The 12,509-nt window shown below is 42.3% G+C and carries 14 protein-coding genes; 1 reads left to right on the top strand and 13 read right to left on the bottom strand.

From position 1 onward, the window contains the following. Window positions 1–168 precede the first annotated feature (168 nt). Entirely contained in the window at window positions 169–525 is a 357-nt protein-coding gene (locus JXR81_03285) for a four helix bundle protein (GenBank protein MBN2753872.1), read from the top strand. Window positions 526–770: 245 nt separating this feature from the next. On the opposite strand, the gene maf is transcribed toward JXR81_03285, so the two are convergent. From maf to JXR81_03220, 13 genes are all read right to left on the bottom strand, one after another. Then, window positions 771–1,352, bottom strand: coding sequence for a septum formation protein Maf (maf, locus tag JXR81_03280; GenBank protein MBN2753871.1), 582 nt, complete (start codon window positions 1,350–1,352; stop codon window positions 771–773). A gap of 85 nt (window positions 1,353–1,437) precedes the next feature. Then, window positions 1,438–1,791: a four helix bundle protein gene (locus tag JXR81_03275; GenBank protein MBN2753870.1), complete on the bottom strand. Its 354-nt coding sequence runs from the start codon at window positions 1,789–1,791 to the stop codon at window positions 1,438–1,440. A 90-nt stretch (window positions 1,792–1,881) separates the two neighbouring features. Further along, entirely contained in the window at window positions 1,882–2,880 is a 999-nt protein-coding gene (amrS, locus tag JXR81_03270) for an AmmeMemoRadiSam system radical SAM enzyme (protein ID MBN2753869.1), read from the bottom strand. Between the two features lie 76 nt (window positions 2,881–2,956). After that, window positions 2,957–3,541: a class I SAM-dependent methyltransferase gene (locus tag JXR81_03265; protein MBN2753868.1), complete on the bottom strand. Its 585-nt coding sequence runs from the start codon at window positions 3,539–3,541 to the stop codon at window positions 2,957–2,959. Then, window positions 3,531–4,595: a glycosyltransferase gene (locus JXR81_03260; GenBank protein MBN2753867.1), complete on the bottom strand. Its 1,065-nt coding sequence runs from the start codon at window positions 4,593–4,595 to the stop codon at window positions 3,531–3,533. Before JXR81_03260 ends, JXR81_03265 begins: the two co-directional genes overlap by 11 nt. Then, the gene (locus JXR81_03255; GenBank protein MBN2753866.1) at window positions 4,596–5,534 is read right to left on the bottom strand and encodes a glycosyltransferase; all 939 of its coding nucleotides are present in this window, start codon (window positions 5,532–5,534) and stop codon (window positions 4,596–4,598) included. It abuts the gene before it with no gap. Then, complete coding sequence (locus JXR81_03250) at window positions 5,531–6,250, bottom strand: HAD-IA family hydrolase (GenBank protein ID MBN2753865.1); 720 nt, start codon at window positions 6,248–6,250, stop codon at window positions 5,531–5,533. The genes JXR81_03255 and JXR81_03250 overlap by 4 nt, the downstream gene beginning before the upstream one ends. Further along, window positions 6,247–6,900, bottom strand: coding sequence for a TIGR00730 family Rossman fold protein (locus JXR81_03245; protein ID MBN2753864.1), 654 nt, complete (start codon window positions 6,898–6,900; stop codon window positions 6,247–6,249). Before JXR81_03245 ends, JXR81_03250 begins: the two co-directional genes overlap by 4 nt. 26 nt (window positions 6,901–6,926) lie before the next feature. Further along, window positions 6,927–7,973: a hypothetical protein gene (locus JXR81_03240; protein ID MBN2753863.1), complete on the bottom strand. Its 1,047-nt coding sequence runs from the start codon at window positions 7,971–7,973 to the stop codon at window positions 6,927–6,929. Window positions 7,974–8,115: 142 nt separating this feature from the next. Further along, on the bottom strand, window positions 8,116–9,372 hold the full coding sequence (locus JXR81_03235; protein MBN2753862.1) for a DNA helicase UvrD: 1,257 nt from the start codon (window positions 9,370–9,372) through the stop codon (window positions 8,116–8,118). Window positions 9,373–9,726: 354 nt separating this feature from the next. Next, window positions 9,727–10,260, bottom strand: coding sequence for an NUDIX hydrolase (locus JXR81_03230; GenBank protein ID MBN2753861.1), 534 nt, complete (start codon window positions 10,258–10,260; stop codon window positions 9,727–9,729). 12 nt (window positions 10,261–10,272) lie between these two features. Then, window positions 10,273–11,514: a tyrosine--tRNA ligase gene (locus tag JXR81_03225; protein MBN2753860.1), complete on the bottom strand. Its 1,242-nt coding sequence runs from the start codon at window positions 11,512–11,514 to the stop codon at window positions 10,273–10,275. Window positions 11,515–11,657: 143 nt separating this feature from the next. Further along, window positions 11,658–12,509 carry a M23 family metallopeptidase gene (locus JXR81_03220; GenBank protein MBN2753859.1) on the bottom strand — a complete coding sequence of 284 codons (852 nt, stop codon included), beginning with the start codon at window positions 12,507–12,509 and terminating at the stop codon, window positions 11,658–11,660.

Raw genomic sequence — 12,509 nt, 5'->3', positions numbered from 1 at the left:
GGTCGGATGCACAGAGGGACGGAAGGTTTTTAAACCCAAGGGACAGAGGGTCGGATGCACAGAGGGACGGAAGGTTTTTAAACCCGAGGGACAGAGGGACGAAAGTAAGGGACTTAAGACAAAACAAAAATAAGATTTAAAAAACATATAAAACATAGAGGGACAGAGATGAATGTTTTTAGAGATTTAATTATCTGGCGTGAAAGTATTGTATTAGTTAAAGACATATACAAAGTGGCAGACTTACTTCCTAAAACCGAAGAATACAACCTTAAACAACAATTAAAACGGGCCGTTGTATCCGTATCACTTAATATCGCCGAAGGAAAAAACAGGAAAACCGGTAAAGACTTCCTGCATTTTCTTTCAATCTCATCAGGCTCCATATCCGAAGTGGAAGCAATCTTGACATTATCCGAAGAATTAGGTTATATAAAAGTAAATGATGAATTACGGAATAAATTAGATGTGCTAAGCAGAAAAATTAATTCTTTCCGTAAAAGTCTCGCATCCAAATGTAATTGATGGTTATCTGTAAATTTTATCCCCTATTCATTTAACCATTAAAGACCATTTCAACTACCGCGGGCTAAAGACCCGCGTCTACCAGAACTTAAGATGTTCGATTTCACTTCCGTCCCTCATGTTCTTAATACTTCCGTCCCTCGTTTTTTCACTACTTCCGTCCCTCCGTGCATCCGACCTTCCGTCCCTCATGTTCTTAATACTTCCGTCCCTCTGTCCCTCCGTGCATCCGTCCCTCGGCTTTTCTAAATTTGGCTCCACATCTTAAGTGTTTTCATCAGTTTCTCTATCGGCAGGCCCACGATATTATAATAGCTGCCCGTGAACTTCCTTACAAACGGGTCGGAGTTTTCCTGTATTGCATACGCCCCTGCCTTATCCAGCACGTGGTTTTCATCTATATACTTTCTAACCGCAGTCGGGCTCATCTTTTTAAAATAAATCCTTGATTCATCGTATGTTACGACTGATTTGCCTGTCTGCGCGTCAATTAACGCGATTGAAGTTATAACAGAGTGCGTATTTGAACTTAGCTTTGACAGTATCCTTATGGCGTCCTTTTTATCCCGCGGCTTGCCCAGAATCTCGCCTTTAAGCACCACAATAGTATCGGAACCCAGTATAATCCCCTTCTTAACTTTAGACAGGACAGACTTTGCTTTTTCGTAAGCTATGATATTTGCAATCTCGTAAGGGTTGTCTGTTTTCAATGATTTTTTTATTGCATCCTCATCGGCATCAGGCGCCATTACCTTAAACTTAATGCCAAACTGTTTTAGTATGTCTTTCCGCCTTGGGGATGTTGAAGCAAGAATTAAGTTTTGCATTTAATAACCGGATGCTTGGATGCTTAGATGCTTGGATGCTTGGTTGATACCACATCCGGATGCTTCGATAATACTTTTTTTCAAATTAAATACTCCTGCAGATTTTGTTTTTCAACGCATTAATACGTCTTCCTAAAACCTCAATCTGTTCATGTAATGTCATATCACATTTGACCATTTCAAGTTCTTCGCATATACACAAAACTGAATCAACTTCGGCCAAAGATGCGACTGATACCGTAAGAAAAGAGGCAAATTCTTTTGAAGACCTCCTGTTTTTACCTTCTGCTATGTTTAACGCAACTGAAACCACCGATCTTTTCAGCTGCTGTTTCATGTTAAACTCTTCACTTTTAGGCAAACCAGCAGCCTTCTTATATACATTTTTTATCAATTCAACACTTTCCTTCCAAACATACAATTCCTTATACATATTCATAAAAACACCCCTCAATGTTTTTTCTGCTATGTTTTACTGTTATATTTTGCTGTTTTCACCAAGCATCTAAGCGTCTAAGCATCCAAGCCTCTAAAACACTCCCTTAAGCCTCGTTCCGCATTTTCCGCAATTGCCTTCGGGGGTCAGTTTTAATATTTTTACATCATACATATCTCGTTCAATAAGTTTTTCGCCGCAGTTGGCGCAGAACGTGTCGCAGCCGCCCGCGTCTTTTGGAACATTTCCAAGATAAACGTGCTTTAGTTTCTGTTTCGCCTTATTGTATACTTCCTGAAGCAATTCAATTGAAGTCGGGTCAATATCCATTTTATACTGCGGATAATATCGCGAGAAATGAATCGGGATTTCCGGGGATACAGACGCCACCCATTCCACAATCTGGTCAATATCATCCCTGTCATTTAACGTGGGAATAACCAGCGTGGTTAATTCCACGTGAACGCCCGCTTCATATGCCATTTTTATGGTTCTCATAACCGGTTCTATCTGCCCGCCGCACACTTCCCTGTAAAACATCTCTGACCCCGCTTTCAGGTCCACATTCATGGCATCAATATGCGGCAGCAATTCTTTAAGCGGTTCTTCGCTTATAAACCCGTTTGTTACAAGAACATTTTTTAACCCTTTTTCCCGCGCGTGCACGGCGGTGTCATACACAAATTCATACCATATGGAAGGTTCATTATATGTGTACGCTATGCCCGCAGAATTATGGCTGACAGCGATATTGACAATATCTTCTTTTTCAAAGTGTTCCGTATCAATATCCCTGCGCTGCGAAATTGACCAGTTCTGGCAGAAAGTGCACTTAAAGTTGCATCCCCACGAGCCGATTGAGAATATGTTTTTTCCGGGCAGAAAGTGATATAAAGGTTTCTTTTCAACAGGATCATCCGAATAAGATGTGACTTCCCCGTAAATTTTGGAGTACAACACCCCGTCTATGTTTGACCTTACCCCGCAGATACCCGTCTTTCCCTTGGAAATAAGGCATCTGTGCGGGCAAAGCACGCACCTTGTCTTTAATACCGGTACCTTCTGGTAATACCTTGCCTCGTGAAGCAAAATAACCCCCGCTGTTATAACGTTTAAAAGATTATATCATAATTTCTTAATTATTGAATACCGTAAGATTATATTAAAATCAGGATTTCTTTTTAACCGCGTATATATAATAATCCGGGGGAGCTGTCCTTACCCCGCTTAAAAACGCCCTTAACCCCCTGATAATATTTTTAAACGGCGAATTATCCCAGCTGTCAGCATCAGGGCCGTGCTCTTTAATTTTAAAACCGGCCTTATCCAAAAGGACAGCCAGCGCTTCGCCGGTGTACGGCCTTGCGTGCGTGGGGTCGCTCCAGAATTCATAGGTTGCAACATGAATATTTCTTAAATTGGGAAATATCATTAAAAATACCCCGTCTTTTTTTAAAACGTTTTCTGCCATCTTAAAAATATTTATAAGGCCATCAGCCTCAAAGTGTTCCACAAAATGCCTTGCATAAATGCCGTCATAAGAGTTCTTTTTTGCCTTCTTTAAAAAAGCACGCGCGTCGCTTTTAATTATCCTTCTGTCCGATTTATCGGCGTAATGATCCACACCCGTTACCTTAACACCGGCATCTTTACAGCAATCCAAAAATTCGCCTTTACCGCTTCCAAGTTCAAGAATATTACCGCCGCGCTTAAATTTTAAAGCGTATTTTATCTGTTTCTGCTTATTGTCCATCAAGCATCTCCTTTAATCTTTTTGAATATAATTTGATTTCTTTATCCCAGTTAAATTCCGACTTAATAAGAATTGCTCCCTTTAAACCGCGCTTCTTTATTTTTGCCAGGCATGCGGAAATTGTTTTTGAATAGGCCAAAACCGAAACCCCGCTTAGGTGCACATAACCCTTGAAATCCTTAATCTCACCCACCGCGTTCGCGGCAACTTCCGCGCCAAGCGCAAGGTATTCCCTTAATTTCATTGATGCCCTGTGAAGGTTTACAGGCTGATTTCTATAATACACAAGGCACAAATCTGACGCCATTATATACGGCACAATTTCCTGCTGGGTAAGCTGGCCGGTAAAAACCACTTTATCTGATAACCCCATTTTCGCGGCGCTTTTCTTATAGTAATTAAGCATAGGGCCGCCGCCCCCCACTATTAATACATAATCCTGTTTTAACCCCTTTACCGCTTTGAAAATATCATCAAGGTATGAAGCAATGTTAAGGTGCGCCGTGTAAAAAAGAATTTTTCTGCCTTTATAAACGCTTTTAATTTTTCGCGACTGCACAGACGCAGCCTGCGTTTTTTTATATAACGATAAATCCACACCCTGTTTAAGCATGTAAATATTTCCCTTAAACCGCGGGTGCTGTTTTTCAATAAGCTTAATGAGCGTTTCGTTATGGCTGGTAAGAAAGTCCGCTTTTTCTGTCATTGCATGCTGAATTTTTTTTATCAGCCCCGACAAAAAGCCGCCGCGGTAGCCGTAATCCATGTCATCTATGTCTATTATAAGCTTTGCACCCCCCGCTTTTAAAATAAGCGCGGGCAGCACGGTGTTAGGATAAGGTTTGACGATTATGACCGCGCCGTATTTTCTGTTAAGCGTCATAAAGAAATAGTAAAAAAGAGTCAGAAGAAAATCAAACATTAAAGGCATGCTTTTGAACGGCGGCGCTATATAGTCCACGTCAGCGTGTTTTTTAAGGTATTTATAAATATAAAAAGCCCTTAAAGCGGAACCCGTGTTTGACGCCTGAGAGGATAATACAAGAACTTTCAATTATGCTTTCCTTATCGTTTTAAGTTTAACTTCGCCCGCAATCTCCGGTTTATTGCCCGTTATGGCCCTTGCAAGGCCAAAAATAGTACCCGCGCCATAACACACATGCAGCGTAAAAAAACATAAAAATATAAAAGGTATAAACGGAACATCATTATGCTTTACAGCGGCTTCATAAGAAAAAGCTAACGTCAGCGCCAGATATAAAAAGAAAGGAATGGATATAAAAAGGCCGCCTCCGGTAACCGCCGTAAAAAGCAGATAAAGAACAAATAAAGCAGGGACAAAATTCATTATCGCGGAATTATCAAAAGAGATAACGGCCTGTTCCCCCCTGCCCCTTCCGTAATTAAAACACTGCTTAACAAACGCCGTGTAATCCTGCCTTGCGCTGCGCTGCACCGCGGCTTTGGGTTCGTATACTATCTTAGCCCCGGAAGAACTGACACGCGACAGGAATTCATTTTCTTCATTGGGATACAGGTCTTCCCTGAAGCCGTTCATATTGTTAAAAACGTCTTTTTTAACCGCCATATTGCACAGTATCATTTCATGTTCGCCCGTGTATCTTTTAACGCCCGCTTTTTTATACCTTGCGCTGCTTTTAGCGGAAGCCCAGGAGCTTGACAGCACCGCGCCGAATGATTTTTGTATCCTGCTGTCGGTATCAGGAGTCAGCGCGGGCCCCCCGCATACAGCGGCAGAAGCATCGCTTTGAAAAACGTCCAGAACGGATTCCACCCCGCCCGGTATTAATACAGAGTCATCATCAAAAAAATATATTATATCCCCCTGCGCCTCATTTACCGCCATGTTTCTCTGAAGCGACGGATTCTGCCCCTGCGCAAGAATTATCTCTTCAAAAGGGTAAGCTTTTAAATTATTAACTACTTTTTCTTCCTCTTCCAGCGAACGTACCGCCACAACCGCCGTTATCACTTTAACCCTCCGTATTGCCTGATGACCCCGGGAACTTCGCGCAGCGACTTTATAACCGCGACGCCATCGGGCGCTTTTCCTGTTTTAAAAGTAAACTGCGCGTCTTTTGTATCACGCAGCAGCCATACAGGCTTTATACCCGCGGCAACAGAGCCCATTATATCCGCCAGGTAATTATCGCCTATATATATCACATTTTTTCTGTCAAAACCGCATCTTTTTATGGCAAGGTCATAGATTTTCTTATCGGGTTTTTCAACGCCGGCGTCTTCGGACACCACTATCCAGTCAAACTGTTTTGTAAGCCCCAGCCTGTCAAAAACCTTTTTTAAATCACGCGGTGCATTTGAAATTATACCTGCCTTTATGCCCGCTTTTTTCAAACCTTTTAATACCCCCCATACTTCATCATACACCCTGAAGCTTGTCCCCCGCTTAAGCCTTGCTATCACGTCATTTTTAAGATTATTATCTTTTATTCCAAGTTTTTTCAGGACAGAATCCATATAAACGTGCCATTTTTCTGTGTCATTTAATTCCGCCTTCTGAACTATCTCTTTCATGTCGCGGGCGGCCTGAAAAAGCACAGCATTAAGTTTTGCGCGGTTTACTTTTTTTCCGGCTTTTAAAAGATACCTGTGGGTAATAGTCGCCAGGGAGGGATTTCTGTGAATAAGCGTCTCTCCGGCGTCAAAAAAAACGGCTTTAACTTTCATTTTTTCAATTTCCGGGTTATGTGTTTTACCGCGTCTTCAGGCGTGTCCACCACTTTAAAAAGGTTCATATCTCCCGGCGATATGGCGCCGTGTTCCATAAGCGAGTCTTTAAGCCAGTCTATAAGCCCTGCCCAGTATTTTTTTCCGTATAGCGCCACAGGAAAAGGTTTAACCTTATGAGTCTGTATAAGCGTGACAGCTTCAAAAAGTTCATCCAGCGTTCCAAAGCCTCCCGGAAAGACCACAAACCCTGTTGCGTATTTAAGAAACATCACTTTTCTGGCAAAGAAGTACCGAAAGCCAATCTGCGTCTGCGCGTATTTATTGGGCTTCTGTTCAAACGGAAGTTCAATATTAAGCCCAACGCTTCTTTTTCCGGCATCATAAGCGCCCCTGTTGGCCGCTTCCATGATACCGCCGCCGCCGCCTGTAATTACGGTATAGTTTTTTTTCGCAAGAATGTTAGCCGTCTTTCTGGCAGCCTCATAATACTTGCTTCCCGCCGCTTCCCTTGCGGAACCGAATATAGTAACGCCTTTTTCAATATCTCCCAGGTCTTCAAACCCGTCAACAAATTCTGAAATTATGCGGAACATTCTCCAGCTGTCGTCGGCTATATCTTCAAGTACATACCGCTCTCTTGTGCTCATTTAACTCTCCTTAGAAATTTTTTTAATTATCTGACTTCCGGGTATATTCCAATTACGTCCTTATCCGCTTTGGCAGAGCCTATTCCTGTTATTGCCCAGATAAGCCCGTGTATCTGCCTTATCGGCGTGATTGCAATACCCAGCGCCACCCTGCCGGAAATGGATTCCGCGAATTTAGTTTTATAAATTTTAAAGAACTCCGCCGGCTGCACTTCAGGCGTATTAAAACTGAAATTAACGTCAAAGACCCCGCTGGCGTCCTTTAAAAAATCCGCCATCTGCGAGTAAGATACTCCAAACAGCGCTTTAATATCAAGGTCTGTTTTCTCTTTTATTTTAACATTTTTAAAACGCATGATGTTATTAAAACTTATCTGCCTGAGTTCATTTTTAAACTGCACAATAAAGTCTATTTTGCCGCCTTCAATCACCGCGTTGCTGCGGGATAACAGCGGCGCCAGTTCCTGCGCGCTTATCCCTTTTCCAAAGACAGATACCGAAAGCCTGTTCCGGTAATTTGGAAAGAACTCAAATCTTATATTTATTTTCTGGGATGTGTCTCCCTGAAAATTGCCATTTCCCTGAAAAATAAGTTTCTGCCCGCTTAAATCCCCGCCGTTTACAAACCTGCTTTTACCTGAAATACCGGAAACCTTAACTTCCGTAAAAGAAGCCGGATCCAGATAAACAATTTCGCAGTTTTTAACTTCAAGGTAATTAAAATACGGCATGATAAAAGGCGGTATTTTCGCTTTGTTTTTTTCATGTACATCATCGGCGGAATATATTACCGTAAGGCCGTTTAATACCGCCCCGTCCAGAACCCTGAAAATATCCTTCTTTATAATATTGCGGACACGCGCATCCAGGGTAAGCCTTTTTATCCTGAAATTATCCCTGATTCTTACGTCAAAAAAAGTTATCCTGTCGGGTATGACGCTTAAGCAGAAAGCATATCCCGAAGACCTGTCAATTACCTTAAGCGCATCCTTAATATATACATTCAGGATAAGATTATATCCCGTAAAAATAACCGCTATAAGTATTAAAATCCCGCGCACATTACGTTTCATAATAGTTCCTCCATTTTAACAAGTTACAAGTTACAGGTTGCAAGTTACAGGTTGCAAGTTACAGGTTACAAGTTACAGGTTACAACTTACAACTGACAACTGACAGGTTTCAACTTGTAAGCTGTAACTTAAAACTTGTCAGTTAAAAAAGATCCATCTGCGGTTTTTTCTTTTTCGTATTCAAACTGTCCGGTCTTTTGAATATTGATATTTTCCCGAATTCGCCGTCGAAACCGGGAATAAGATTTACCTTCTCCTGCCGTACAAGCATTATAGCCTGCGCTGTTTTTTCATCGCAGATATTGTTCAGTTCTTCCGGCGTCCTGTCCAGCAGTATTTCAAATTCAGAACCGCCTTTAACAAGCATCTTTTCGTATGCTTCCTGAACCTTCTTACTTGACGGCGAAACATCCTTTACGTCCGCTATTATCTCTTCCAGAGGTATTATGTGTTTCTGGGGTATGGCGCCTTTTAATACATAATCCCACGGCCTGTCCGCAAGTTCTTCCACCCTGTGCAGCACGCCTAACACAAGCGGTTTCTTGCATACAGGACATATGTTTTTGTTTTTAATGGCGTCTTTAGGGTGGTAATTTATCCCGCACAGGCGGTGTCCGTCATTATGGTATTTTCCTTCTTCCGGGAAAAACTCAATTGTATACAGGAATTTTTTTTTATCTTTTTTATATATGGCATTTTTTATCGTTTTATATTCAAGAGCGCATTCAAAAACATTTGCTTCCCTGCCTATCTTGCGCGGTGAATGGGCGTCTGAATTTGATATAAGGGCGATGTTATCCAGCGCGGATACTCTGTGATTCATTACCGCGTCTGAAGACAGCCCCGTTTCTACGGCGCGTATATATTTTGTCTGCTCTTCAAAACACTCTTCAAGCGAATCAAACCCGGATTTGGAGCCAAATACGGAAAACCACGGCGTCCAGATGTGCGCCGGTATAACCATGGCGTCAGGCGCGATATCAAGGGTAAGCTTTACAAGGTCTTTCGCGGGAAACCCAAGTATAGGCCTGCCGTCAGACCCGGTATTGCCAAGTGTGGCAAGTTTCTTTGAAAACTTTTCGGCAGATAACATATCCGGCATAATTACAAGCATGTGCACCTTGCGGACTTTTTCGCCCTGCTTGTAGATGTGTGATATTTCTGTTGATAATACCATCCTGGACTTAAATTTACTTTTCTTTACCTTATATAAACCGGGTTCGGCTTCTTCAAGCCTGTTTTTTAACTCCCCCAGATACGCAGGGTGCTGAAAATCTCCGGTGCCTATCACAGAGATACCTTTTTTATCCGCCCATTCAGATATCTCCACCGGGTTCATGGACGCGCTTGTAGCGCGTGAATATTTAGAGTGAACGTGAAAATCCGCTATTATACGCAAAGGTACACCTCAATAAATTATTAAAAACCGAGGGACAGAGGGACGGATGCACGGAGGGACGGTAAAACCGTCCGCCCTTCCAATCCACTGCTCTATCCAACTGTCCCTGCTTCTTTCGCTCGTAAACTCACTTCATCGCCGGGATCTACGCTCGCAGGGCTCGCTTCGACCGCACCCTAAAGGGTGTGCCTGCCAAACATCAAAGTATCCAATCCTCTAACCGAGCTGCTATTATATCCAACTGCCGCGGGCTGAAGACCCGCGTCTACCAAAACACAAATTAAAACAATACAACTTCAACTGCCGCACCCTAAAAGGGTGCGCCTACCAGTTCTAAACCGGCCTTATTTCCTTTTAACCTTCCGTCCCTCTGTCCCTCTGTGCATCCGTCCCTCTGTCCTTCTTCAGTTTCCGTACAGCCTTCCTGTGGCTGGTAAACGCCAGAAAGGGCAGTTTATTGATATCAAAAAACTTTGCTTCAAGTTCATCTTTTCCCGGTTTTAATTTACCGGAAAACCCTTCAACTTTTATAACCGGTACTATGACAGTACCGTACATAAGCGAGTTTTCTGTAAGCACGCTTACTATTTCAGCTTTTTTTGCTTTTAATCCTGTCTCTTCAAACAGTTCCCTTTTTCCCGCCGCCTGCACGGTTTCGCCCTGTTCCGCGAAACCGCCCGGAAGCGCCCACATACCGCGGCCGGGATGTATATTTCTTTTTATAAGTAATAATTTATTATCCTTAATAACAACAACCGCCGTGCCTACAAGGGGATTGTCATAGAAAAAATCCCCGCACTTCGGGCAGTAATGGCGTTTAAACCCGTGTTCTTTTTTTTCTTCAAAACGCGAGGAACAATATGGGCAGTATTTTATTTTTTTTCTCATTTACAACTCCGGTTATTTAATATATATGACACCGTAAACCGGTTTTGCTTTTCCAAATTTGAATTTAAGCTGCTTTCCGGTAAAATCACTTTTTGATATCATGGGCTTGTCATATTTTTTTTCATCTATTAAAAGCCCGGGCAGCATCCCTTTTGCGTCCGCCCCCGACAGTTCAACTGCCAGTAATCTCTTTGCTGTTTTTTTCATAAAAGTCACACATGAAACTTCGGCTTCGTTCTCAAAAATATCATTCCAATCCATGACATTGTCTTCATACGGAATCTCTTTTTTGCTGAACATGCTGTCAAAAGAAAGCCTTGCTTTGGCTGCCGCTTCTTCACTGTGATACTTTCTTACAATCGCTTCCCCAAGCTTAACCTTAAAATCGCGCGGATTTTCGCCTTTTGCCATGGCTTCTTTCATCGCTTCAATAATTTCAAATGATTCATCAGTAAGCAGTTCAAAATACTGAATTATTAAACTGTCAGGAATTGACATCACCTTGCCAAACATACCTTCAGGGGTAAAATTTAAGCCGATATAATTTCCCAGCGACTTGCTCATCTTATTTTTACCGTCAAGGCCAAGAAGTATGGGATTAAACAGCCCCACCTGCGGCTCTTTTCCGCTCTCTTTCTGCAGGTATCTGCCCGCAATTACGTTAAACCGCTGGTCTGTCCCGCCAAGTTCTATATCCGCTTCCACCATTACGGAGTCATATCCCTGCATTATCGGGTAAAACAGCTCGTGTATGGAAAGCGGCACCCCTTCTTTAAACCGCTTGTCAAAATAGTCGTGTTCCATCATCTGGGCAACGGTGAATTTGGACACCATTGTTATAACATCCATAAAATTCATTTTTCCGAACCAATCCCCGTTAAACACAACTTTCACTTTATCTTTATCAAGTATCCGAAACGCCTGTTCTTTATAAGTGGCGACGTTTTTCATAATAGTCTCGCGGTCAAGCTGCGGGCGTTCCGCCATTCTGCCGGACGGGTCGCCTATCATTGCGGTGTAATCGCCTATTATCAGAATAGCCGTATGCCCCAAATCCTGAAACTGCCTTAATTTATTTAAGCCGACTGTATGGCCGACATGAATGTCGGTTGCAGTGGGGTCAATTCCATATTTAATGTTTAACGGTTTGCCTGTTTTAACGGATTTCTGCAGTTTCTTTAAAAGGTCTTCTTCCGTCACGATATCCACTATACCGCGTTTTATTATCTTAAGCTGTTCTTCAGCACTTTTCACTTTTATCCTCCTAAATTATATTATTGCTTTTTTATTATTATATCATCCGTTTATTTAATTTTTGTCACCTTTCAACTATCTACTATCACCTTTCTCTTTTTCCTGTCACCTTTCTACTTTCACCTATCAACTTTCTGTCTCCACTACATCATAGTCGTAAAATCCATCGGGCTTACAGGCACACCAAACAGGTTTATCTGCCAGTGCAAGTGGGGCCCTGTGGAAACCCCGGTGCTTCCCATCGTGGCAATTATATCGCCTTTTTTTACATCCATGCCTTTTTTTACATAGACGCCTTTTAAGTGAAAATAAAGGGAGTATAAACCGCCGCCGTGGTCAATTATCACGGTTACGCCGTGCCCTTTCATTGTGGCAGCTTCAACCACTTTACCGTGATTTGCCGCCGCCACCTTAGTGCCCGCCTTATTGGCTATATCAACACCTTTATGAGTAGAGCTATATTTTCCGCCGTCATATGTCCTTTTTTTTCCAAAAGCGCTTGTTATTTCACCTTCCGCGGGCTTTATAAACGGAAGGTCAAACTTAAGCGGGGTTCTCTTTTCCTGCCTTTTTTTTATTATTTTATTTTCAGGTCCAAAATTCACGCCAAGCGTTTCACGTTTTCCATATGTCTGAACATCCGACCTGCCGGCGCTTATCTTCTTTATCTCTATTTTTTCCATGCGTTCATATTTTCTTCCGTTCATCATATACCGTATGTACAGTTTTTTTACTCCGATGGTTTCCAGCGGCACCGGAACAAGCACTAAAAAAGTAAACTCTTTGGAAGCCTTATCATAACTTCTAAAAAACACAGGGTATTTTTCGCCCCTGAATTCCGCTTCTGAGCCTGAAAAAGGCATGTCGGAGTACAATACCGCTTTTACAACCCCGCCTTCTTTTACAATATTGCTGCTTAACATTATCTTGACTTCTGCCAGGCACTTTCCCGTTACCGCAATTATGATAACGGCTGCAAATGCTATTCGTTTCAA

Source organism: Candidatus Goldiibacteriota bacterium (assembly GCA_016937715.1).
Lineage (GTDB): Bacteria > Oederibacteriota > PGYV01 > PGYV01 > PGYV01 > PGYV01.
The sequence above is the reverse complement of the archived record's forward strand: the minus strand, read 5'-3'. Positions and strand labels throughout refer to the sequence as shown.

Coding starts and splice junctions, on each gene's coding strand:
- JXR81_03285 (MBN2753872.1), top strand. CDS start 169: ATGAATGTTTTTAGAGATTTAATTATCTGGCGTGAAAGTATTGTATTA.
- maf (MBN2753871.1), bottom strand. CDS start 1,352: ATGCAAAACTTAATTCTTGCTTCAACATCCCCAAGGCGGAAAGACATA.
- JXR81_03275 (MBN2753870.1), bottom strand. CDS start 1,791: ATGAATATGTATAAGGAATTGTATGTTTGGAAGGAAAGTGTTGAATTG.
- JXR81_03265 (MBN2753868.1), bottom strand. CDS start 3,541: ATGGACAATAAGCAGAAACAGATAAAATACGCTTTAAAATTTAAGCGC.
- JXR81_03250 (MBN2753865.1), bottom strand. CDS start 6,250: ATGAAAGTTAAAGCCGTTTTTTTTGACGCCGGAGAGACGCTTATTCAC.
- JXR81_03245 (MBN2753864.1), bottom strand. CDS start 6,900: ATGAGCACAAGAGAGCGGTATGTACTTGAAGATATAGCCGACGACAGC.
- JXR81_03240 (MBN2753863.1), bottom strand. CDS start 7,973: ATGAAACGTAATGTGCGCGGGATTTTAATACTTATAGCGGTTATTTTT.
- JXR81_03230 (MBN2753861.1), bottom strand. CDS start 10,260: ATGAGAAAAAAAATAAAATACTGCCCATATTGTTCCTCGCGTTTTGAA.